Here is a 22,164-nt window from a genome sequence, read left to right as displayed (position 1 = left end):
GAAAAAGTAGGCGTTAATTAGGCTGTTCAGTCGGCGCTGGGTTTTCGATACTTTGGTCAGGATCAGGACGTTCGCCAGGAATTGGGTTGGCCACGCCTTCACCATTGGCTTGACGCCGAGTCGCGTTTATCTCGGCAGAGGGGTTATCTTGCGCGGCGATCTGAATGCTTTCATCCAACGTAAGAACGAACGATTGTCCAGGTGCAAGCGTGCAGTCACCGTTACCGCAGGGGATACCATATTGGCCATCTTCGGCGTAAGCGCTCGCAGAGAATGAGCCGGAGTAAATGGCGCTTTCTGCATCATGGGTTTCAATGCAGGTGGCATCCTGCGTGGTAATACGTATGCGATCACCGTTTAGCTGTGCGTTCGCCACCAGCAAGCAATATTCAGGAAGCGCGTCTGTGGTCCCATTAGCGGTCGTTGGATGAAGAAGAATGTCGCTATAACGTGACTGGGTATTATCGAACGCCAGAGCCTCGACGACTTCAACGCCCACCTTTGCGCCGCTTGGCAAGGTCAGCATCGACTCTTCTGCATAAGTGGAGGATACCCATAACGTACCCAGCAGGGCGGCTAGCCAAAAGGGCGATGATTTAAATGACATGGCTTACTCTCAACAGTGATACCTGCATTGTCAGCAGGAAAATGATGCCCATAGCATAGCACAGCTCCTATAGTGCCGAAGGGGGGTGCGTGTCACTCTGCCACAGCCTGCTTAGGTGCGTTAAAATAGATTAATAGGCCGTTCTTGTTGTACATAAATTTTTTAAGGTATATTTTTTGTACATGATGGTTGTCCAAGATAGGCGTTCAGCTAGCACGCTAGGTAAGGCAGCTAAACGGATAACACTGCAAGCTAAAAATAGTTTGCCGAAAATGAGGCTCGCTGGCGCGATGACATTGCTGCAAAGCGATTGAGTGATAGCGAACAAGCACAGTTTAATGAGGCCTACCATGACCGACGACATCGCCCAACATTACCGTCACATCATTACCGCTTTGGGTGAAAACCCGGATCGCGAGGGCCTAAGAGATACGCCCAAGCGAGCCGCTAAGGCCATGCAGTTTTTGAACGCTGGTTATCACCAGTCGCTCGAAGAGATCGTCAATGGCGCCGTGTTCGAATCACAAACCGACGAAATGGTGTTGGTCAAGGATATCGAGCTCTACTCGATGTGCGAGCACCATTTGCTGCCATTTATTGGCAAGTGCCACATAGCTTACTTGCCCAGTGGCAAGGTGTTGGGTTTGTCCAAGTTCGCGCGCATCGTCGACATGTATGCGCGACGTATGCAGATTCAGGAAAACCTGACCAGAGAAATTGCAGAAGCGGTGCAGCAAGTCACCCAGGCGCGAGGAGTGGCGGTCGTCATCGAAGCTCGACACCTTTGCATGATGATGCGTGGGGTCGAAAAGCAGAACTCGAGCATGACCTCTTCCGTCATGCTGGGAGGGTTCCGCAGTAACCAAGCCACTCGCCAGGAATTTTTGACATTGATTAGTTAGGCCGAGTGGCGCTGACCTTTTGTATCAAAGGTTTGGTGAAACGCGTCGTTTCGTCTTAGCATGAACGGGTCAATGAGCCGATTAGGCCGTCATTTGGTCAGGAGTCTGTCATGGAAGCGCTGAGAGAAACGCAGCTATATTGCCCATTTGCCTATATCGATGGCAGTTGGGTAGCCGCTGACAGCGGTGAGCAAATCAACGTCACGAATCCCGCTACCGGCGAGCCAGTAGGGGATATCCCTCGACTGGGTAGAGCGGAAACCGAGCGTGCCATCGAGGCAGCCGATGCAGCACTGCCGGCATGGCGGGCGCTAACTGCTCAAGAGCGGGCGGACTTGTTGCTCAAATGGCATGATTTGATGCTCGAACATAAGCAGGATCTCGCGCTTCTCATGACGCATGAGCAAGGTAAGCCGGTCAAAGAAGCTGAAGGTGAAATCGTTTACGCTGCGAGCTTTCTACGTTGGTTTGCTGAAGAGGCTCGTCGCGTTTACGGTGAAACGATTCCTGCAGCCAATGCCAATCAGCGCATCGTCGTTACCAAGCAGCCCGTGGGTGTAGTGGGGGCGATCACTCCTTGGAACTTCCCAGCAGCGATGATTACACGCAAAGCCGGTGCCGCTCTGGCTGCTGGTTGCACGATCGTTGTTAAGCCTGCAAGCCAAACCCCGTTTTCGGCGACGGCATTGGCTCTGCTAGCCGAACGTGCAGGCATTCCTCGTGGTGTGTTCAACGTGGTGCCTGGCAGCGCGTCAGATATTGCCAAAGCGCTGACTGAGTCTCCCAAGGTTCGCAAAATCACCTTTACAGGATCGACGGAGGTGGGGCGCAAGCTAATGGCTCAAGCAGCGGAACACATCCAAAAGATTTCGCTTGAGCTGGGTGGCAATGCGCCGTTCATTGTGTTCGAAGATGCGGATTTAGACGCCGCGGTAGAAGGCGCCATGGCGGCAAAGTTTCGTAATGCGGGTCAGACATGCGTATGTACGAACCGATTTTTGGTTCAATCCAGTGTCATCAATGCGTTTTGCGAAAAACTGGCCGTTGCGATGAACAGTGAACTCAAAGTGGGGGATGGTACTAAGCCAGGCGTAAACATCGGGCCGTTAATCGATGAGAGCGCCGTGAAAAAGGTGAGCGAACACGTCCAGGATGCCGTCGATCACGGTGCCGAACTGCTGCTAGGTGGCCATCCGCACCCCTTAGGGGGCAATTACTTTACGCCTACGCTCATCAGTTTTGCCACCGATGCCATGAAAGTGGCGCATGAAGAGACGTTTGGTCCGCTTGCTGCCGTGTTTCCTTTCGATGATGAGGAAACCGCTATCGAGATGGCCAACGATACTCAGTACGGCTTGGCGTCTTACTTCTATTCCCGGGATTTGGCTCGCGTATGGCGTGTAGCAGAGGCGTTAGAATATGGCATGGTAGGCATTAATACCGGCCTTATCTCCAATGCGGCGGCACCGTTTGGTGGCGTCAAGGCGTCAGGTCTCGGCAGAGAAGGGGGACATCAGGGCTTGGAAGAGTACCTGGAAACGAAGTATCTCTGCATCGATCTTGGTAAGTAGTTCATCATAGACCTGAAAGCCCTCACTAGTGAGGGCTTTTTTAATGCATGTGAGATGACCTGACCGTTTAGTGGCGGAAGTGACGCATGCCGGTGAAGACCATGGCAATGCCTGCTTCGTTAGCCGCATCGATCACTTCTTGGTCACGCATGGAGCCGCCAGGCTGAATGACGGCAGTGATGCCAGCGGCAGCGGCGGCGTCGATGCCGTCCCTGAAGGGGAAGAAGGCATCGGAGGCCATCACTGAGCCTGGTACGGAAAGCCCTTCATCGGCGGCTTTGATACCTGCGATCTTAGCGGAGTACACGCGGCTCATCTGTCCTGCGCCGACACCAATGGTTTGGCCCGCTTTTGCATAAACGATGGCGTTGGATTTCACGAACTTGGCAACGCGCCATGCAAAGGTGAGATCGCGCATCTCTTCGCTGGTCGGGGCGCGCTCGCTGACCACGGTGAGCGCCTCTTCAGTGACCATCCCTTGATCACGATCTTGTACCAATAGGCCGCCATTCACACGTTTAAAGTCGAATGCGGGCTGCGCGGTACCCGGCCAATGGTCGCCGACATCCAGCAAGCGGACGTTCTGTTTCTCCGCCACGATGCGGGCCGCTTCATCATGGACGCCAGGCGCAATGATGACTTCCACGAACTGGCGGTCAACGATGGCTAGCGCGGTGTCCGCATCAAGCGGCACATTAAAGGCAATGATGCCGCCAAAGGCGCTGGTGGGGTCGGTGGCAAAGGCCTTGTCGTAAGCTTCCAATGCGGTCGCGCCTACGGCGACCCCGCACGGGTTGGCGTGCTTAACGATGACACAGGCGGTCTCGTCAAAGGCTTTCACGCACTCGAATGCTGCGTCGGTATCGGCCACGTTGTTGAAAGAGAGTGGCTTGCCTTGCAGCGTTTTGGCGGTGGCTACGCTAGGCTCGCTGGCGGCGGGGTCGACATAGAACGCAGCATTTTGATGCGGGTTTTCGCCGTATCGCATGTCTTGCTTTTTGTGAAGCTGCAGGTTGAAGGTGCGAGCAAAGGTGGTGCCGTCGCTGGCGACCTGGCGGCCAAGGTAGTCGGCGATGGCGCCGTCATAACCGGCGGTATGTTCGAACGCTTTAACGGCCAGGTCAAAACGCGTAGAAGCGCTGACTTGGCCCGCATTATCGTCGAGCTCGCCAAGCACACGAGTGTAATCGTCGGCGTTCACCACGATGGTGGTATAGGCATGGTTTTTGGCACAGGCGCGCACCATGGTGGGGCCGCCGATGTCGATGTTCTCGATGGCATCTTCGAGCGTGCAATCTGGCTTAGCGACCGTTGCTGCAAACGGGTAAAGGTTGACGACCACCATATCGATAGGGGTGATGTCATTGTCAGCCATGACGGCATCGTCCTGGCCGCGGCGCGCCAAAATGCCGCCATGGATTTTCGGATGCAGCGTTTTGACCCGACCGTCCATGATTTCTGGAAAGCCGGTGTGTTCCGATACTTCTTTTACCGTCATTCCGTTTTCTTTCAACAAACGGTAGGTGCCGCCGGTGGAGAGCAGCTCGACGCCGTGTGCGGCAAGGCCTTGGGCAAACTCCACGATGCCGGTTTTATCGGATACGCTCAGCAGGGCGCGGCGGACGGGGGTAGGGGTGCTATCAGCCATAAGGATGCTCGTCATCTGCGGGTCTAAGGTGAAAAACGGCAACGCCCCATCAAGGGGCGTCACTTTCAATCAATCCATACTGCTTGAGTTTTTTGCGTAGCGTGCCACGGTTCAGGCCAAGTACGTCGGCGGCGCGAGTTTGATTACCGTCGGTATGCTCCATCACGCACGCTAACAGTGGGGCCTCTACTTCGGCCATCACCATGGCATATAAGTCAGATGTTTGGCTGCCATCGAGATGCTCGAAGTAACGGCGCATGGCGGTCTCTACCGCTTCTCTCAGTGGCTGTGGCTGTGCGCTGGCGGAGGGGGCTGCTAGCGTGCCTGAGAGTCGTGAGGAGCGTTCGCTGGAGAGCAGGTCGCGTTCAGTCATGCCGCATGGCTTCCTTTGGCTAGCAGACGCTTCGAAGCGTCCTGGGTCATGGCGTTGTGGATCCAGTCAAACTGCTCGTCAGGCGTGGTCAGAGCGTTGAACTGCTGCTTGAGCGTGCGCTGCTGGGTACTGTTAAAGCGCTTGTCGTCGTCGAGATACCAGCCGACGTGCTTGCGCGCGATACGCACTCCCATGGTGGTGCCATAGAAGTCATGAAGTGCCTGCAGATGCTCCAGCAGGACGCTGCATCGCTCAGCCAAGCTGGGTGATGCAAGGTGCTCACCATGGGTCAGGTAATGCGTGATTTGTTGAAAAATCCACGGATTGCCCTGGGCGCCGCGGCCAACCATCACTGCATCAGCGCCAGTGTAACGCAGCACATGAGCGGCTTTCTCCGGGGTGGTGATATCGCCATTGGCAATCACGGGGATCGTGAGGTGCGATTTTATGTCGGCGATCGTGTCGTACTCGGCTTCACCAGTATAGCGCTGTTCGCGGTGACGGCCATGAATGGCCAGCGCTTGGATGCCTGCAGATTCCGCCAGCTTGGCAATACGCAGTGCATTGTTAGAAGCGGCACACCAACCGGTGCGTATCTTGAGCGTGACGGGGATGTCCACCGCTTTCACAACGGCATCTAAAATCTCGGCGACCAGCGTTTCATCACGCATGAGGGCTGAGCCAGCGGCTTTGTTGCACACTTTTTTTGCCGGGCACCCCATATTGATGTCGATGATTTGCGCGCCTAGTTCGACATTGAGTCTCGCCGCCTGCGCCAGCATCTCGGCATCCCCGCCAGCGACCTGCACGACCCGTGGGTCGGGTTCGCCCTGATGATCCATACGTAGCTGGGATTTGCGCGTGTGCCAAAGCGAAGGGTCTGACGTGACCATCTCTCCCACGACCCAGCCCGCGCCTAACCGACGGCATAGCTGGCGAAATGGGCGATCAGTGACGCCCGCCATCGGGGCCAGCATGACCGGGTTAGGCAGTTGGTAAGGCCCAATCGCAGGTGGCGAAGTAGTCATCAACGTCATGGCGGTATACTTTGATAGGCATGAAAGCGGCGAGTAGGGCGTTTCAAGGGAGCGTATGATACGCCTACTCGGCAAGCTATTGAAGGCCAATCCCGATTTTATGCGGGGCGACGGCCTGTCAAACGCACCCAGCCCTCTCGAAGGGTAGGCTCATCCATGTAGAGCCCTTGTGCTTCGTAGGCTTCCCGTACTTCGGTGGCTTGATTGGCTAGTATGCCTGATAGCGCGATACGGCCACCAGGGGCCACGTGTCCAGCAATCGTATTGGATAACTCGACCAGTGGGCCTGCCAAAATGTTGGCTGTAACGATGGGGTAGGGGCCGCCTTCCAACTGTTCGGGGTAACAGAGAGTGAACTGCTGGTCGTCGATGGCATTGCGCTCGGCATTGTCCCGGCTAGCCTGCAATGCTTGCGGGTCGATATCCGTGCCATCGGCGTGTGAGGCGCCTAGCTTCAAGGCCGCAATGGCGAGAATGCCAGAGCCACAGCCGACGTCCAGCACATCTTTGCCCTGCAGTTCATGGTTTACCGCTAAACCATCCAGCCACTCGAGACACAGCGCGGTTGTAGGATGAGTGCCGGTCCCGAACGCAAGGCCCGGGTCAAGGATCAGATTGACCGCGCCCGCCTCGGGCGGCTCATGCCAACTCGGCACGATCCATAGTCGTTCCCCCATCCGCAGCGGCGTGAAGTCATCCATCCACTCCCGCTCCCAGTCGCGGTCTGCTAGCAGTTCGTATTCGATGGCCGGACAGGGTTCACCGGGCATCTGTTCTGCCCAAGCCGCTTCGATACGGCTCAGCATGCCATCGATCCCATCTAGATCGTCGTAAAGCCCCGTCAATATGGTGTCTTGCCATAGCGGTGTCGTGCCGCGCTCGGGTTCGAAGACCGGGTCGTCGTGGGCATCTTGCATACCAATTGCCGTCGCGCCCTCTTCGAGCAGTAATTCTTCGAGAAGCTCGGCTTGTTCGGGAGCGACGTGTGCTTTTAATTGGAGCCAGGGCATGGGGAGTCTCCACGGCGAATAAGGAAGAAACAAACGGGTGATATCATCAAGACGACATCACGAAGCGGGTACATTAGCGGAATGATAGGGGCCACCTCACGAAAATGCCCGCCAATAGGCGGGCATCGTCGCCACCAAAAGATTAGCTGCTCAGCTTTTTCTCGAGGTAGTGGATATTGACACCGCCCTGGCGGAAGTAGCTATCGCGGACCAGGTCTTTCTGCAGGTCGATATTGGTTTTGATGCCTTCGACCAGCAGCTCGTCGAGTGCGTTGCGCATGCGCGTCAAGGCGATGTCGCGGTCAGCGCCCCAGGTAATCAACTTACCGATCAAGGAGTCGTAATGCGGCGGTACGGTGTAGCCGGTATACAGGTGAGAGTCCATGCGAACGCCGAGCCCACCAGGCGCGTGAAACAGCGTCACCTTGCCGGGAGACGGCATGAAGGTGCGCGAATCTTCAGCGTTAATACGACATTCGAACGCATGGCCGTTCAGCTTCACGTCTTCCTGGCGAATCGACAGGGGCAAGCCGGCTGCAATGCGCAGCTGCTCTTTGACGATATCGACACCCGTCACCATTTCCGTCACTGGGTGCTCGACCTGAACACGGGTGTTCATTTCGATGAAGAAGAATTCACCATCTTCGTAGAGGAATTCGAAAGTGCCCGCGCCGCGATAGTTGATCTCGATACACGCTTGGCGACAAGCGTCGAGCACTTTCGCGCGCGCGTCAGGATCGAGGCCTGGCGCAGGTGCTTCTTCTAACACTTTCTGATGTCGACGCTGCAGCGAACAGTCGCGGTCATAGAGGTGAATGGCATTCCCCTGGCCGTCAGCCAATACCTGCACCTCCACATGGCGAGGCTTCTCTAGAAACTTCTCCATGTAGACCGTTCCGTCGCCGAAGGCTGCATGCGCTTCGGTTTGCGTGACGGTAATGGCAGACAGTAAGTGGCCTTCGGTGTGCACCACGCGCATACCGCGGCCGCCGCCACCCGCCGCTGCCTTGATGATCACCGGATAGCCAATGCGCTTCGCTGTGGCCAAGTTGGTGGCGTCATCGTCGCCAAGCGGCCCATCGGAGCCAGGCACAGTGGGAACGCCCGCCGCTTTCATGGCGTTGATAGCGCTCACTTTGTCGCCCATTAAGCGGATGGTCTCAGCGCGCGGGCCGATGAAGGTGAACCCCGAGCGCTCTACCTGCTCGGCAAAGTTGGCATTCTCAGAGAGAAAGCCATAACCGGGGTGAATGGCGCTCGAATCAGTGACTTCCGCCGCGCTGATCAACGCCGGGATGTTTAAGTACGACTGCGCTGATGAGGCGGGGCCGATACACACGGCTTCATCGGCGAGACGAACGTGCATCAGTTCGCGATCTGCCTTGGAGTGAACCGCTACGGTTTTGATCCCGAGTTCTTTGCAGGCGCGTAAGATACGAAGGGCAATCTCGCCGCGGTTCGCGATAAGTACCTTGTCCAGCATGGGAGAATCCACCCGTGTTGATATGAAAGATTAAGCGAGGACGATCATCGGTTGATCAAATTCCACCGGCTCGCCATCTTCCACTAGGATGGCCTCAACCACGCCGTCGCGGTCGGCTTCAATCTGGTTCATCATTTTCATCGCTTCAACGATACACACAGTGTCGCCTTGCTTCACTGTGTCGCCTACTTCAACGAATGCTTTTGCACCTGGTGCCGGGCTGCGATAGAAGGTGCCTACCATCGGCGAGTTAACTGCTTCACCGCGATAGCTAGCGCCTTGAGGTTCGGCATCGGCGGGGGTAGTGGCCACCGGCGCTTGAGGAGCAGCAGGCGCGGGCTGCGCGTACTGAGGCATCGGTTGCGGCTGCCACGCAGTGCCGTTGGGGTGACGGCTGATACGAACCGATTCTTCACCTTCCTGAATTTCGATTTCACTGATGTTGGACTCTTCCAGCAGCTCAATCAGTTTTTTAACTTTGCGAATATCCATTCGTATAGCCCCAAAAGTTGATCAAAGTAACACGTCGTCACAGGAGAGATATGCCTGCTAGGCGCGGCGCTTTTAAGTGCAGTAAACCAAATTTAAAAATGAAGAGAACGCAGCACGATGGCGAACGTTAACCCAGACTCAGTGCTAAAAGATGAGTTTTTTAGCAAATATGGCTGTGGAGTTTGCCGAAAAAGTCACCCACTGTCCAGTGGCCGCGGCAATGTGTGTGATATTTGCGACTTAAACAACTGTTTGACGACGATCGCGACACGGCAGCTTAAAAATGTGTCCAAAGCCGGTTGCACTGTCGCAACCGACCATGAGTTCATCTTTTATCCCTGCTGCCAGCGCTTGAACGAGTCGAGATGCTGAACGAGGTCTTGAGCAGTCACTTCGCCCTGAATGCGAGCTTCGCGCACTTCCTTGCCCTGGCTAAAGAGTAGCAGGCTGGGCGGGCCAAAAAGGTTGAAATGATTGAGCAGTTCGCGACTTTGTGCATTGGTCTCTGTCACATCGACCGCGATTAGTTGAAAATCGTTCAATGCAGCGGCGACTTGAGGATCAGGATAGACCTCTCGCTCCATCAGTTTGCAGGAGATACACCACTCTGCCGTGAAGTGGGCAAACACGGGCTGCCCCGCTTGAGAGGCTTGCTCCAGCTCAGACTGTAGTGCGCTGAGACTGTCGACTTCTTCAAAGATCGGAGTGGTAGCGGCTTCCCCTGTACTAGAAGTGGTCACCGATAGCGGTCGTAATGGATTGCTGCTTCCTTGGGCGGCGCCCAGCACGAGTGCTACCCCCCAGGCCAACAGCATTAACCCCGCCGTTTGCCGGGCTTTTGCCCAGCCGTGAGAGGGCGATGTATTCAGTGCGCCAAGGGTAAGGGCACTGCCGATTGCTAGGGCCGCCCACAGCAGAAGAGAGATTGATGGCGCAATTAAACGCTCAATCATCCAAATCGCTACACCTAATAACAACAGCCCGAAAGCAATTTTAACGCCATTCATCCAGTCGCCAGAGCGGGGTAGCAGCGTTGCGCCGAAGGTGCCCACGAGCAATAAAGGGAGCCCCATGCCAAGTCCAAGCGCAAACAGCACTGCGCCACCCATAATGGCGTCCCCAGTGGAAGAGATAAATACCAAGGCGCCCGCTAGCGGAGCCGTTACGCAGGGAGACACCACTAGCACTGACAGCGCGCCCGCCACCGCCAAGCCCAGTGGGCCACTGCGCTGGGCGCGTGCTTGCCAAGAGTCTACTTTACTGGCGATTCGCGGTGACATGCGAAGGTCAAAGGCGCCAAACATTGCCAAAGCGAATAGGGTAAACAGAATGGCAAAAGTAATTAAAACGGGGGCGGACTGTAAATGTGCCTGGAGGTTGAGCCCTGCACCAAATAGCCCCATTAGCACGCCCACCAAGGCATAGGTAATGGCCATGCCGAGTACATAGCTGGCTGACAGGACAAAAGCGCGGGGCTTGGTGGGGTTCTGGCCAACCACGATGGACGACAGAATAGGAATCATCGGCAGCACACAGGGCGTAAAGGTGAGCCCAATACCCGCGAGGAAAAAGAGCCCTAAGGCGAGCGGTAGGCTGGTATCACTAATCAGCGCGCTGAATTTGCTATCTTCACTTTGCGGGGCGGAGAAGCCAGCGTTCTCGCCCGATTGAGTCGCTGCGCTGCTTGGGGCAGGTTCACCCGTGCTTGTTTGATTTGGAGAGCTTTGTTCGCTTTCATCCTGCCAGTTGGCAAACGTGCTGGGCGGTGACGTTTCTGCGGCTTCAAGGGTGATGCGCTCAGGTGGGTAGCATAACCCCGCATCGGCGCATCCCTGAAAGGTCAGCTCGATACTGATTGGCCCGCTATAAGGGGCGCTCAGCGGAACATCAAAAACGAGCTGATCGCGAAAAACGTACACATCCCCCATAAATTGATCGGTGGTGAATGAGCCCTGTGGAATGACGGGGTCTTCTAAGTCGACCGATGCCTGCTGGCTCGTGACGTCAAGCTGGTGGCGGTACAAATAGTAATCGTCGGCAATATCGACCCCGATGCTGAGCGTATCACCATCGTGCCAAGCGCTGGGCTGGAAGGCTTCCATTACCGGCAGGAAGTCGCTCTGATTGCTAGAAGAGAACCACTGCCCGTGGGCCAATAAAGGTAGCCAGCACAACAAAAAAAATAGGCTAAAACGTCGCATGAGTAACACGGAGTATCCTTACGCTTTGGTAACAGGTTGGGTGCAAAGGGGCAGGATAGCGCACCTGTTGAGATTAGCGCATTTACTGCGGTGACGTGACGCGGTGCTTCATGCTCCGTTAATGTAAACGCAAAAGGCCGCCTCTCTAAAGGCGGCCTGCAATCAGTGTCGTGACGCTAATTACGCTTTTTTGTAAGCTGCGGCCGACTTTTCAATGGCCTTGCGAGCGGCTTCAACGCCTTCCCAAGACTCAACTTTGACCCACTTGCCTTTTTCGAGGTCTTTGTAGTTCTCGAAGAAGTGAGCAATTTGCTGGCGCAGCAGTTCGGGGAGGTCAGTCACTTCCTGCACGTCATCATACAGCGTTGAGAGTTTCGGGTGCGGCACACAGACCAGTTTGGCATCTTCACCCGCTTCATCGGTCATGTTCAAGATGCCCACCGGGCGTGCGCGAATGATGCTGCCGGGCGCAACCGGGTGAGGAGTGACGACCAGCGCGTCTAGCGGGTCACCGTCGTCGGCCAGCGTGTGCGGGATAAAGCCGTAGTTGGCCGGGTAGAACATGGGTGTAGCCATGAAACGATCAACGAGGAGGGCACCCATATCCTTGTCGATTTCGTACTTAATCGGCGCGTGGTTAGCAGGAATTTCAATGGCCACGTAGATATCGTTGGGCAAATCCTTTCCAGCGGGGATGTTATCAAAGTTCATCGTTGGTTCCTTGGCTTGGCTTTTCTTACCTAGTGCAGATTGCAGTAGCTAAGCAGTTGATGCATTGCATTAATGGTGAAGAATTATACGAACAAGGTGGATAGATTACCAATGCGACATAGGTGTTTGCCGCCACATACTCGCATCGATGGCAGCTTGACCTTCCTCGGCGATCTCGGTGGCGTCTCTTGATGCATTGGCTGGGTAGTGGACATGGCAGGGTGTCTTTTTATGCTACTCTCGACGTTTGGTGGGCATCGCTTCGTCATGTCAGCATGTATGATAGCGCCTGATGCAGTAAGGATCGCGAGAAGTGCTCGCAATGATCGTTGCGATGGTGAGCCGTAAGTCTAGGAGGATGAGTTGGCGCACGCCCAGTTGCTAATGAGTTATGGACAAGCGTTCGTAGCCCCAGAACGCCGGCAGCACCGCAGTTCAATGTCGGTACGCTTACCAGAAGCGCCGCTGTTGAAGTTAAAGGGCGGCTGCGCAGTGATTAGTGACTCGATTTCTCGCAATACGATGGCGAAGCAGGCGGGGGATTTGAGCGTGCGCGGATTTCTCGCCGATTATTACTCCACGCCTGACCACTGGGACACCAAGACGTCGGCAACCCGCGTGCTACGTGCGTTGAATAGTTGGTGTTACAGCCAGAGCCAGCATGTCAAAGAGGGTAGCTTCGTCTCGTCGCTCTCGGCCATGGTGTTTTTAGGTCGCGAAGGTCATCTATTTCACATGGGAGATACGCTGGTCTTTCGCTTGCGAGGTGCCGAGTTTGAGCAGCTTACCCGTGATCACGTGACCGATGTGGGTGGGTATCGCTACCCCTCTCGCGCGTTAGGCATGGATGGCAGCGTCGATATCGATTACACCCATCTGGGCTTGAAGCAGGGTGACTTGTTCGTTTTCACCACTCAGGCCGTGCGCGGCACCTTGATGCCCTCTGATTATGTGCGGCTCATTCGCCAAGATGCTAGCGACCTAGATGCTGCTTGCGAGCGCTTGGCTGGCGAGGCAAAGCAGCGCGCGCAAGAGCGAGGGTATGGCGGCGATCAATTTTGCTTCCAATTACTCCGCATCGACGAACTGCCGGAAGAGGCAACCGATCACCCCAGCTTACTATATGGCGACCTGCCCATTCCTCCCGAATTGGCTCCCGGCGAGCGTCTAGATGGGTTGGAGGTGCAGGCCGTGCTGTCACGCAATGCTCAGTCGAGGGTGTATCGCGTCCGCGATGTCTACAGTGATCGTGTCATGGTGATGAAGGCACCAAGCCCCGAGCTATCGTTGCGTAACGCCTATCTAGAGCACTTTTTGCTGCAGCAGTGGGTGGTCGAGCGGGTGAACTCCCCCTTTGTCGTCAAGGTCATGGAACCATCACGCCCGCGAAGATACCTCTATTACCTCATGCAGAACGTAGAAGGTGAGACGCTGCGTCAATGGGCCGAGCGGCACCCTCAGGCCAGTCTCGCTCAGCGTTTGGATATCGCCAACCAGTTGGGTAAGGCGGTCCAGGCTCTGCACCATCGCGACATCATTCACCAACAGATCATGCCTGACAACGTGCTTATCGACTCGCACGGTAAGCTCGTGCTCGCTGACTTTAGTGCTTGCCATATGCGAGAGGTCGATGGACACCGCCACTCGGGCGAGCTGCTTCGTCAAATCGGTTTCAACGAACATACAGCTCCAGAGTATGCGCTTGGCGACAGCGTGGGTCGCCGCAGCGACCAGTACTCGTTGGCTTCTACGGTCTACTGGCTTTTGACCGGGGCATTACCTTATACGCTGACCCCCAATAAGTTGCGTTGCCATACCGATCTAGAAGAGCTCAGCTACCGTAGCGCTCGTACCATCAATCCAGAGATTACCCCTGCGCTTGACGAGGCGCTGCGTCGCGCGCTGGACCCGCAACGGCCACTGCGTTTTCGACGGATGTCGGAGTTCCTTCACGCGCTGAGGCTACCCCTGGGGCGTGCTGTGCAACGCGAAGAGCCCCGCACCGAGTCTCGACGCTTTTGGCAGGGCGTGGCGGGTATTTTGCTGCTGCTGTTGGTGCTCTCGTGGCTGCTGCGCTAGGCACGTTTCAAGCGCATACTGCGAATGTCAAAAGGGCGATGACACGAGTCATCGCCCTTTTATCTTTCACCATCTCTGATGTTAGAACAGAGGTTACAGCGTGAAGGTTGGCAACTTCTGTTCCACTTTCGCAAGCTTCAACTTGGCGACTTTCGGAAGACCATTCTCGAACGGCGGAAAATCTTCGCCCTGGATCAGCGGTGATAAGTAGTCACGGCACGCTTGGGTAATATCGAAACCGCTGTCGCTGATAAAGTCGCGGGGCATGAACTTCTCTTGGTTGGCGATTTGCGATAGCGGAGCAGAAATCACGTCCCACTGGTACGGGCTTTGTGAGATGCGGCGTATGGCCGGCATCATGGAGTTTTTGCCCGCCAGCGCCAGCGTGACCGCTTCACGGCCAACGGCATAAGCTTGTTCAACATCGGTTTTGGAAGCCAAGTGACGCGCCGCACGTTGCAGGTAGTCGGCCACGGCCCAATGGTATTTGTAGCCCAGGTCCTGCTTGATCATGCCGGCCAGGGTGGGCGCCACGCCGCCTAGCTGGCGGTGACCAAAGGCATCGGTATTGCCTGCATCCGCAAGGAAAGTGCCATCTTCGTAGCGCGCGCCTTCCGACACCACGATCACGCAGTAGCCAAATTTTTTGACGCTTTCATCGACTCGCGCCATGACCGCTTTACGGTTAAACGCCACTTCCGGGAAGATAATCAGGTGCGGTGGCTCGCCTTCTCCTTCGCCAGCCAGGCCTCCAGCCGCAGCAATCCAGCCCGCATGGCGTCCCATCACTTCCAGTACGAACACCTTGGTCGAGGTGGCGCACATGGACGCGATATCCAGCGACGCTTCCCGGGTCGAGGTGGCGATGTACTTCGCGACGCTGCCGAAACCAGGGCTGTTATCCGTGATGGGAAGATCATTGTCGACGGTTTTGGGAACGTGAATGGCCGTCAGCGGATACCCTAGTTTTTCGGAGAGCTGCGAGACTTTTAGGCAGGTATCGGCACTGTCGCCACCGCCGTTGTAGAAGAAATAGCGAATGTCGTGCGCTTTGAAAACCTCGATAAGACGCTCGTACTGCGCGCGGTGCGTATCGATGTCTTTCAGCTTGTAGCGACAAGAGCCAAACGCTCCGCCCGGGGTGTGTCGCAGAGCGGCAATGGCGTCATCGCTCTCCTGAGTGACATCGATCAAATCTTCCGTCAGTGCACCAATAATGCCGTTATGGCCGGCATACACCTTGCCGATCTGATCAGGGGCTTGCCGGCAAGCTTCGATAACGCCACAGGCGCTGGCATTGATGACGGCGGTAACGCCACCGGACTGGGCGTAAAAGGCATTATGCTGGGCCATGGAAACGTCTCATCTCCTCAAAACGGGTGGGATATCACATTGTGGCGGCAAGCGTTGGCTGCATTGCTTGCCTGAGAGCCAAGCGCTCGTAAATGACGTAAAGTTTATCGTAAAGCCATTTCTGGTGCATTAGATGCTGTTTCAAACGCGCTGCTTGCGGATTTATTCATCGCCGCCATCTAGCGCTTGTTCACGCTGAGCCAGCCGCCAGCCGCCTAAGTCTTTGTAGCGGTTGACCATGGCGCAAAACAGTTCGGCCGTTCGCTCGGTGTCATAGCGTGCCGAGTGGGCCGCCTTGTTGTCGAACTCGATCCCCGCGGCACGGCACGCTCTGGCTAGCACGGTTTGTCCATACACAAACCCCGCCAACGTCGCCGTGTCGAAACTGGAAAAGGGGTGAAACGGATTGCGCTTGACGTTGCAGCGGTTGGCCGCTGCATTCAAAAAGCCATGGTCGAATGCCGCATTGTGACCCACGAGTATCGCCCGGGAACAGCCGTGCGCCTTTAGCGATTTGCGTATGGGTCGAAATATTTCCCCTAGTGCTTCAGCCTCGCTCAACGCAACGTGCCGACGAAGCGGGTCATCCAGATTGATGCCGGTGAAATCCAACGCTGATTGCTCGACGTTGGCGCCTTCAAAAGGGTGAACATGATACGCGTAGGTGGCATCAGGCAGTAAATTGCCGTCGGGGTCCATGGTGAGTGTGACCGCTGCAATCTCCAACACGGCGTCCGTTTGGGCGTTAAACCCACCTGTCTCCAAATCAATGACAACCGGTAAGTAACTGCGAAAACGCTGGGCCATCAATTCGCGGGCAATTGCCTCGCTCATGCAGCTCTCCTTAGTAAAGCGAGTAGTCGGTCAGGGGTAGCGGTCAAGCTAGCCGCTAGGGTTTGGGTGATTCTAGCAGCTTTACCCCCAAGGCGTCGTTGACGGTATTCGCTGGGCATCGAGAACGCTATACTGACAGTTTGAATGAACAAGTAGTGCGTAAGGGCGCTACTCCTTCTGGTGAACTGCTTTTTACAAGGAGCAAAGAATGTCCGATGTCAAAAAGGTTGTGCTGGCATATTCAGGCGGCCTGGACACATCCGTTATCGTCAAGTGGTTGCAAGAAACCTACAACTGCGAGGTTGTGACCTTTACTGCCGACATCGGTCAGGGTGAAGAAGTCGAGCCTGCCCGCGCCAAGGCTCAGGCTCTCGGCGTCAAAGAGATTTACATCGAAGATCTACGCGAAGAGTTCGTGCGTGACTACGTCTTTCCGATGTTTCGTGCCAATACCATCTATGAAGGTGAGTACCTGCTGGGCACCTCCATCGCTCGCCCGCTGATCGCCAAGCGCCTGATCGAAATCGCCAATGAAACCGGCGCCGATGCCATCTCCCATGGCGCAACGGGTAAAGGTAACGATCAAGTGCGTTTCGAACTGGGCGGTTACGCGCTAAAGCCGGGCGTTAAAGTCATTGCTCCCTGGCGCGAGTGGGACCTGACGTCTCGCGAAAAGCTGATGGCGTACTGCGAAGAGCACAGCATCCCGGTGGATTTCTCCAACAAGAAAAAGAAATCTCCCTACTCCATGGACGCCAACCTGCTGCACATTTCCTATGAAGGCGGCATTCTGGAAGATCCGTGGGCGGAAGCCGAAGAGGACATGTGGCGCTGGAGTGTTTCTCCCGAAGCTGCGCCCGAGCAACCCACTTACGTTGAGCTGACGTTCGAGAAAGGCGACATCGTGGCCATCGATGGCGAAACGATGAAGCCGCACGAAGTGCTCGAAAAGCTCAACAAGCTGGGCGGCGACAACGGTATCGGACGTTTGGATATCGTCGAAAACCGCTACGTGGGCATGAAGTCGCGGGGTTGCTACGAAACGCCGGGAGGTACGATCATGCTGCGTGCCCACCGTGCGATCGAATCACTGACGCTGGATCGTGAAGAAGCGCATCTTAAAGATCAGCTCATGCCCAAGTATGCCGAAGTGATCTACAACGGCTATTGGTGGAGCCCTGAACGCCGCATGCTGCAAGCTGCTATCGACGAGACGCAGAAGAGTGTTTCTGGCGTGGTGCGTATGAAGCTGTACAAAGGCAACGCAACGGTCGTTGGCCGTAAATCCGAGCAGTCTCTGTTCGATGAGTCCATTGCCACGTTTGAAGACGACGCGGGTGCGTATAACCAAAAAGACGCCGAAGGCTTCATTAAGCTGAACGCGCTGCGTCTGCGAATTGCCGCTGGCAAAGGCCGTCAGCAGAGCTAGCGTTGAGCGGTGGCCAGTGAACACTGGCCACCGCCTACCAGGAGTCTTTATGTTTAAAAGATTGCTTTCAGGCCTGTTTGGGGGCCACGGCAGCGACGAAACGAACACCGGCACCAAAGCCGCCGAACCGGTGGAGTACAAAGAGTATCTCATCGTTTCGCAGCCCGATCATCAAAGTGGTCAGTATCGGGTCAGCGGTTGGATCCGTAAACTGGACAACCAGGGCGGGGCGCAGGAGCACCGTTTCGAGCGTTCTGACATGGTGCCTGGGCGGGACGCCTGCGACGCCTTGATGGTGTCGAAGGCGCAGCGCTATATCGATGAAGTGGGCGATGCGATGTTCGAGCCAGACCCTCGCCGGGAGAACCCACCCACTAGCTAATGTGCGAGTCCATTAGCGTTCGTGCTTCAGCCGCCGCCTGCAGTATCAACTCTGCAGGCACATCGGCAGGAGGGCTGCCGCGCTCAGTGGCTTCGATATGTGCAAGCAGCTCGCCCAGTGGGCCTTGACGTTGGATAAGCGCCTGATGGATCGGCTGGCTCAGTGGTAGCTCCTTAAGCATCGTCTCGAGGTCGATCCCTATGATGACCGGCATATGCGAAAAGAGTCCGGTGATAAAGCCTTCTTCCTCGTCTAACCCGCGCTGTTCGGCAAGTGCTTCGCATGCAAATGCCCGAGTCAATCCGCTAATGAGGTTGATTTTGCTCGCAGGATTATTCCCCGCTAGCATGATGATCGATACCAGCGTGCGTAACTCTTTCAACCCGATGATATGAATACAGTCGAGTAGTTTGTGGACAGGGTGCTGAGCTGCCTTTTCTGCCGAATTGGCGCGTTTAAGGACGGCGTTCAATAAATAGGGGTCACGAGCAATGAACGTACTCAAAGCAGGCAAGCGCACTCTATCGCTGTAAAGATGAGCCAGCAGTTGCATTTGATTAGCGCGTGACGTGCTATGTCGCTGCGTGTTTGTGGTTTGTACCTGAGGCCGCTGGTAAAAATACCCTTGAAATAAGCTAAATCCAAGCGCCTTACACTTTTCAAACTCTTCGTAAGTTTCTACACGCTCGGCTAACAGCGTGTAGCCCTCTTTATAAAGGCGTTGAATGAGCGCAGTGGGGAGCCCGGTAGAGATATCGAATTTAACAATATCCGCTAAGGCTAATAATGCACGGTTTGCGTCGGTCAATTCGAAATCATCAAGCGCTAACGTATAGCCTTGGTATTTCAGCTTACGTAATGCATGCAATAGCGCGTCATTGACCTCGATGTCTTCGAGTATTTCAATGACGATTTGACTCTGCGGCAGGCCGCCTAAATCGGGGTTGAGTAACCACTCGCCAGAGGCATTGATAAAAAGCTTACGTTGGCCACACAGTTTATCCAGGCCAATTTCATAAATAGCGACAGCACAAGCTCGAGCGGTGGCTTGCACATCATCGAAGACGGCGGCACTAATGGCCGAACAGTCGCCACGATACAGTAGCTCATCAGCTACATGTTGTAGGCGAGCGTCGACAATTGGCTGTATTGCAATGGTGTACTGGTCGGTAGTCGTCTTATCTTGCGCTGACCCTTGCATAATGCCGCTGCTCCAACTGTCAGAGGGAAAACGGGCGGACGCGCAGAATAGCGTAAAAATACAAACGTGTGCTAGTTACACTAGGTCACAGTGCGTTGAATGGCACAATTGTTTACTTAAACGATGTGTCGTGGAAGCGAAAGCGTCATCGCAGCACCGCCTAAAGAAGAAGCGTCTACCCAAAGCTCGCCATCTAAGTGGTGAATAATGGCACGGCTGATGGGTAAGCCTAAACCGCTTCCTTTGGGCCGGTGAGACGCATGCTCGTTTTTCGATAACGTCAATTGATAAAACTTTTCGAATACATTGTCACGTTCACCGATCGGGATGCCTGGCCCATTATCCTCAATGCTCAGGCAATATCCTTGGTCCGCTTCGTAAACGTGTAAACGTATGCGCGGATGTTCTGGGTTGGCAAACTTTCGCGCATTCTCCAACAGATTGATGATGACCTGTTCAAGGCGATCTGGATCGGCCATGACGGGCGCATTGGAGACATCACAAACCCACTCGACATCGATGCCCTGCTCGGCGTGCAGTCGTGCCAGTGCTTGGCGGCTTTGCTGCGCAATGTGAATCAAGTCAACCGTAATGGGCTGGAGGGATAGGTGGCCGCTCTCGAGCCGCGCCAAGTCAAGAATTTCGTCGATCAATCGAGACAAACGCTCACTCTCGAGCACCATGATGTCCAGAAATTGCTGGCGTTTTTCAGCCTCAATGGTGGGTGTGTCACGCAAAATCTCGGCAAACGAACGGATGGAAGTGAGCGGAGTGCGAAGCTCGTGACTGACCATCGCCACGAACTCATCCTTCATTCGATCCACTTCCCGCAGCTGCTCATTGGCACGGCGCAGCTCCTCGCCAATGCGAGCTAACTCCTGGGATTTTTGCTCTAATTGGCGGTTGTACTCCAAAGCCTGCGAGGTCGTGTCGAGAATGGTGAGTATCGAGGCCATGTCCAGTGCCTCACCGCGTAGAACGGAGTGTATCAAGACACTGGCAGACGCGTTGCCAAGCGACCCGGCCAGAGCTTGTTCGGCACGAGTGATCAACTCTCTCGACGCGGGACGTTGCTGAGCATCGGTCTCCTTCAAGAGCGAAGGAGGGGCGTTGCGAAATACCTTGTGCGTTGCCCCATGGCCCAGATAGCGGACGAGTAGGGCATATAAGTCACCTTCGGTAGTTTGGCCTTGCCAGCTAGACGCTGTAGGTAAATGGGGGTGCAGAGCCTCGGTGAAGAGCGCTGCCTGCGCCTGCTCCATGGGCGTGGCTCGCGTGAAGAGCGACACCGCGACCAATAAGCCGACGTTTGCGGTCATGCTCCAAAACAGCGAGTGTGTGTAGATATCCCACCCGCTGAGTCCCAGTAAGGCGTAGGGGGCGAGCCAGCCGATGCCCCAAGGGCCTTGTGTCATGAACTCTGCTTCCAACCAACCGGACTGGGCAAATCCCGGCAGTAGCAGCGTGTAGCACCATACCCAAAAGCCTGCCACTAATCCCCAGGTGGCGCCTTGACGAGTCGCCCCGCGCCAATAAAGGCCGATCAATAGCGCAGGGGCAAATTGTGCCACGCCCGCAAACGAGACCAGTCCAATAGTAACCAAACTGTAGCTATCGCCAATCAGTGCATGGTAGAGATAGCCCATGATCAAAATGACCAAAATGGCGATACGCCGGATGTTCAAAAGCCAAATGGCGAGGCGACCATGGCGTCCTGTTTGCCAGCCTTTTAGTTTTAATAAAAGTGGCATCACTAGTTGGTTACTCACCATGGTAGACAGCGCGATGGTTTCGACGATGACCATGCCGGTGGCCGCCGAGAGTCCGCCAATGAACACCAATAGTGGTAAACCATCTAGCCCTGCGGAGAGCGGTAGCGTGAGCACGAAGCTATCCGGGTCGCTCTCGCCCAAGAGGACGCCTGCCAACGCAATAGGAATGACGAACAGGTTGATCAGTAGCAAATAGAGCGGAAAGAGCCAACTGGCACGCTCCAAGTGCTGCTCATCCACGCTCTCTACGACCAGGACCTGAAACTGCCTGGGCAACGTGAAGAAGGCCAAAAACGCGAGCATTAGCATGCCGACCCAGCCCGTCGCACCACCAGGAACGTTCTCCAAATGCATGCTAGTGATGAGTGCTGGCGCCTCGGCGGTGGCTGCTAGAAGAGCGCCAGGGCCTTCGAACAGGAGGAAAGTGACGAAGATACCGACTGCCAGAAACGCCACCAGCTTGACCAAGGACTCGACGGCGATGGCCGCTACCATGCCTTCATGTCGCTCGCTGGCATCAAGATGACGCGTGCCGAACAGAATGATGAACAGGGCCAAGACGATCGCAATCCAAAAGGAGCGATCCATCCAGAAGCGTTCATGTTCGAGTGTGGTATCGGCACCTAGGGGATAGTTCATCAGCACCGCATGACTCACCGTGATGGCTTTGAGCTGGAGTGCTATATACGGCGTTATCGTGATCAATGCCATGACGGCCACCAGTGCGCCAAGTAGCGAACTTTTCCCATAACGGGCGCTAATGAAATCGGCGATGGAAGTGATACGCTGCCGAGCGGCGATCCGCACCATTTTGCGCAACGTAAAAGGGGCCAGCAGCATGGCCAGCGTGGGTCCCAAATAGATCAGCAAGAAGCTAGGTCCGAACTGCGCTGCGCGCCCGACGCTGCCGTAAAACGTCCAGGCAGTGCAGTACACGGCTATCGATAACGCATAGACAGTAGGCGAGTTGAGGAGTGAGCGCCCCTGTTCGGCTCGTCGGTCCCCCCAGGCTGCGACCAAGAAAAGCAGGGCTAAGTAGCCAAAGGCGGCGCCCAACACTACCCAGTCGCTACGCATGT

At 55.5% G+C, this 22,164-nt stretch carries 18 protein-coding genes; 5 read left to right on the top strand and 13 right to left on the bottom strand.

The genetic code is table 11. The features are described 5' to 3' along the window. Positions 1-13: 13 nt before the first annotated feature. On the bottom strand, positions 14-607 hold the full coding sequence (locus tag GYM47_RS09340; RefSeq protein ID WP_153843380.1) for a hypothetical protein: 594 nt from the start codon (positions 605-607) through the stop codon (positions 14-16). Positions 608-957: 350 nt separating this feature from the next. Here GYM47_RS09340 and folE point away from each other — a divergent pair, with 350 nt between their 5' ends. Next, on the top strand, positions 958-1,509 hold the full coding sequence (gene folE / locus GYM47_RS09335) for a GTP cyclohydrolase I FolE (RefSeq protein ID WP_139527385.1): 552 nt from the start codon (positions 958-960) through the stop codon (positions 1,507-1,509). Between the two features lie 110 nt (positions 1,510-1,619). After that, positions 1,620-3,080, top strand: coding sequence for an NAD-dependent succinate-semialdehyde dehydrogenase (locus GYM47_RS09330; protein ID WP_153843379.1), 1,461 nt, complete (start codon positions 1,620-1,622; stop codon positions 3,078-3,080). Between the two features lie 67 nt (positions 3,081-3,147). On the opposite strand, the gene purH is transcribed toward GYM47_RS09330, so the two are convergent. The 8 genes from purH to ppa all read right to left on the bottom strand — a co-directional run bounded on the left by purH (position 3,148) and on the right by ppa (position 12,035). Further along, positions 3,148-4,728 (bottom strand): bifunctional phosphoribosylaminoimidazolecarboxamide formyltransferase/IMP cyclohydrolase, encoded by a 1,581-nt coding sequence (purH, locus tag GYM47_RS09325; RefSeq protein WP_153843378.1) that lies wholly within the window; start codon positions 4,726-4,728, stop codon positions 3,148-3,150. Between the two features lie 49 nt (positions 4,729-4,777). After that, positions 4,778-5,101 (bottom strand): DNA-binding transcriptional regulator Fis, encoded by a 324-nt coding sequence (gene fis / locus GYM47_RS09320; protein WP_153843377.1) that lies wholly within the window; start codon positions 5,099-5,101, stop codon positions 4,778-4,780. Then, positions 5,098-6,138 (bottom strand): tRNA dihydrouridine synthase DusB, encoded by a 1,041-nt coding sequence (gene dusB / locus GYM47_RS09315; RefSeq protein WP_153843376.1) that lies wholly within the window; start codon positions 6,136-6,138, stop codon positions 5,098-5,100. The genes fis and dusB overlap by 4 nt, the downstream gene beginning before the upstream one ends. Positions 6,139-6,236: 98 nt before the next feature. Continuing rightward, positions 6,237-7,148: a 50S ribosomal protein L11 methyltransferase gene (gene prmA / locus GYM47_RS09310; RefSeq protein ID WP_153843375.1), complete on the bottom strand. Its 912-nt coding sequence runs from the start codon at positions 7,146-7,148 to the stop codon at positions 6,237-6,239. A gap of 142 nt (positions 7,149-7,290) precedes the next feature. Further along, complete coding sequence (accC, locus tag GYM47_RS09305) at positions 7,291-8,631, bottom strand: acetyl-CoA carboxylase biotin carboxylase subunit (protein WP_139527391.1); 1,341 nt, start codon at positions 8,629-8,631, stop codon at positions 7,291-7,293. A gap of 30 nt (positions 8,632-8,661) precedes the next feature. Next, positions 8,662-9,123 (bottom strand): acetyl-CoA carboxylase biotin carboxyl carrier protein, encoded by a 462-nt coding sequence (gene accB, locus GYM47_RS09300; protein ID WP_062360695.1) that lies wholly within the window; start codon positions 9,121-9,123, stop codon positions 8,662-8,664. A 332-nt stretch (positions 9,124-9,455) separates the two neighbouring features. Further along, positions 9,456-11,333 carry a protein-disulfide reductase DsbD gene (gene dsbD / locus GYM47_RS09295; protein WP_153843374.1) on the bottom strand — a complete coding sequence of 626 codons (1,878 nt, stop codon included), beginning with the start codon at positions 11,331-11,333 and terminating at the stop codon, positions 9,456-9,458. A 171-nt stretch (positions 11,334-11,504) separates the two neighbouring features. Beyond that, positions 11,505-12,035, bottom strand: coding sequence for an inorganic diphosphatase (ppa, locus tag GYM47_RS09290; RefSeq protein WP_044627994.1), 531 nt, complete (start codon positions 12,033-12,035; stop codon positions 11,505-11,507). A 363-nt stretch (positions 12,036-12,398) separates the two neighbouring features. Here ppa and GYM47_RS09285 point away from each other — a divergent pair, with 363 nt between their 5' ends. Next, positions 12,399-14,114: a bifunctional protein-serine/threonine kinase/phosphatase gene (locus GYM47_RS09285; RefSeq protein WP_153843373.1), complete on the top strand. Its 1,716-nt coding sequence runs from the start codon at positions 12,399-12,401 to the stop codon at positions 14,112-14,114. A gap of 93 nt (positions 14,115-14,207) precedes the next feature. Here GYM47_RS09285 and GYM47_RS09280 read toward each other — a convergent pair whose 3' ends face one another. Together GYM47_RS09280 and rnt are read right to left on the bottom strand one after the other, a co-directional pair. Continuing rightward, positions 14,208-15,467, bottom strand: coding sequence for a 6-phosphofructokinase (locus GYM47_RS09280; protein ID WP_153843372.1), 1,260 nt, complete (start codon positions 15,465-15,467; stop codon positions 14,208-14,210). Positions 15,468-15,629: 162 nt separating this feature from the next. Then, on the bottom strand, positions 15,630-16,301 hold the full coding sequence (rnt, locus tag GYM47_RS09275; protein WP_139527398.1) for a ribonuclease T: 672 nt from the start codon (positions 16,299-16,301) through the stop codon (positions 15,630-15,632). A 208-nt stretch (positions 16,302-16,509) separates the two neighbouring features. Here rnt and GYM47_RS09270 point away from each other — a divergent pair, with 208 nt between their 5' ends. Continuing rightward, positions 16,510-17,730 (top strand): argininosuccinate synthase, encoded by a 1,221-nt coding sequence (locus GYM47_RS09270; RefSeq protein WP_139527400.1) that lies wholly within the window; start codon positions 16,510-16,512, stop codon positions 17,728-17,730. Positions 17,731-17,779: 49 nt separating this feature from the next. Beyond that, a complete protein-coding gene (locus GYM47_RS09265; RefSeq protein WP_153843371.1) occupies positions 17,780-18,112 on the top strand; it encodes an HlyU family transcriptional regulator in 333 nt (110 codons plus the stop codon). On the opposite strand, the gene GYM47_RS09260 is transcribed toward GYM47_RS09265, so the two are convergent. Continuing rightward, a complete protein-coding gene (locus GYM47_RS09260; RefSeq protein ID WP_153843370.1) occupies positions 18,105-19,313 on the bottom strand; it encodes an EAL and HDOD domain-containing protein in 1,209 nt (402 codons plus the stop codon). The two genes, GYM47_RS09265 and GYM47_RS09260, sit on opposite strands and share 8 nt — an antisense overlap. Positions 19,314-19,429: 116 nt before the next feature. Beyond that, positions 19,430-22,162, bottom strand: a complete 2,733-nt coding sequence (locus tag GYM47_RS09255; protein ID WP_153843369.1) for a sensor histidine kinase — start codon at positions 22,160-22,162, stop codon at positions 19,430-19,432. Positions 22,163-22,164: the final 2 nt, after the last annotated feature.

The organism is Vreelandella piezotolerans, assembly GCF_012427705.1.
Taxonomy (GTDB): Bacteria; Pseudomonadota; Gammaproteobacteria; order Pseudomonadales; family Halomonadaceae; genus Vreelandella; species Vreelandella piezotolerans.
The sequence above is the reverse complement of the archived record's forward strand: the minus strand, read 5'-3'. Positions and strand labels throughout refer to the sequence as shown.

Coding starts and splice junctions, on each gene's coding strand:
- accB (WP_062360695.1), bottom strand. CDS start 9,123: ATGGATATTCGCAAAGTTAAAAAACTGATTGAGCTGCTGGAAGAGTCC.
- accC (WP_139527391.1), bottom strand. CDS start 8,631: ATGCTGGACAAGGTACTTATCGCGAACCGCGGCGAGATTGCCCTTCGT.
- ppa (WP_044627994.1), bottom strand. CDS start 12,035: ATGAACTTTGATAACATCCCCGCTGGAAAGGATTTGCCCAACGATATC.
- purH (WP_153843378.1), bottom strand. CDS start 4,728: ATGGCTGATAGCACCCCTACCCCCGTCCGCCGCGCCCTGCTGAGCGTA.
- GYM47_RS09255 (WP_153843369.1), bottom strand. CDS start 22,162: ATGCGTAGCGACTGGGTAGTGTTGGGCGCCGCCTTTGGCTACTTAGCC.
- prmA (WP_153843375.1), bottom strand. CDS start 7,148: ATGCCCTGGCTCCAATTAAAAGCACACGTCGCTCCCGAACAAGCCGAG.
- rnt (WP_139527398.1), bottom strand. CDS start 16,301: ATGAGCGAGGCAATTGCCCGCGAATTGATGGCCCAGCGTTTTCGCAGT.
- GYM47_RS09260 (WP_153843370.1), bottom strand. CDS start 19,313: ATGCAAGGGTCAGCGCAAGATAAGACGACTACCGACCAGTACACCATT.
- GYM47_RS09330 (WP_153843379.1), top strand. CDS start 1,620: ATGGAAGCGCTGAGAGAAACGCAGCTATATTGCCCATTTGCCTATATC.
- fis (WP_153843377.1), bottom strand. CDS start 5,101: ATGACTGAACGCGACCTGCTCTCCAGCGAACGCTCCTCACGACTCTCA.
- GYM47_RS09340 (WP_153843380.1), bottom strand. CDS start 607: ATGTCATTTAAATCATCGCCCTTTTGGCTAGCCGCCCTGCTGGGTACG.
- GYM47_RS09280 (WP_153843372.1), bottom strand. CDS start 15,467: ATGGCCCAGCATAATGCCTTTTACGCCCAGTCCGGTGGCGTTACCGCC.
- GYM47_RS09270 (WP_139527400.1), top strand. CDS start 16,510: ATGTCCGATGTCAAAAAGGTTGTGCTGGCATATTCAGGCGGCCTGGAC.
- GYM47_RS09265 (WP_153843371.1), top strand. CDS start 17,780: ATGTTTAAAAGATTGCTTTCAGGCCTGTTTGGGGGCCACGGCAGCGAC.
- dusB (WP_153843376.1), bottom strand. CDS start 6,138: ATGACGTTGATGACTACTTCGCCACCTGCGATTGGGCCTTACCAACTG.
- folE (WP_139527385.1), top strand. CDS start 958: ATGACCGACGACATCGCCCAACATTACCGTCACATCATTACCGCTTTG.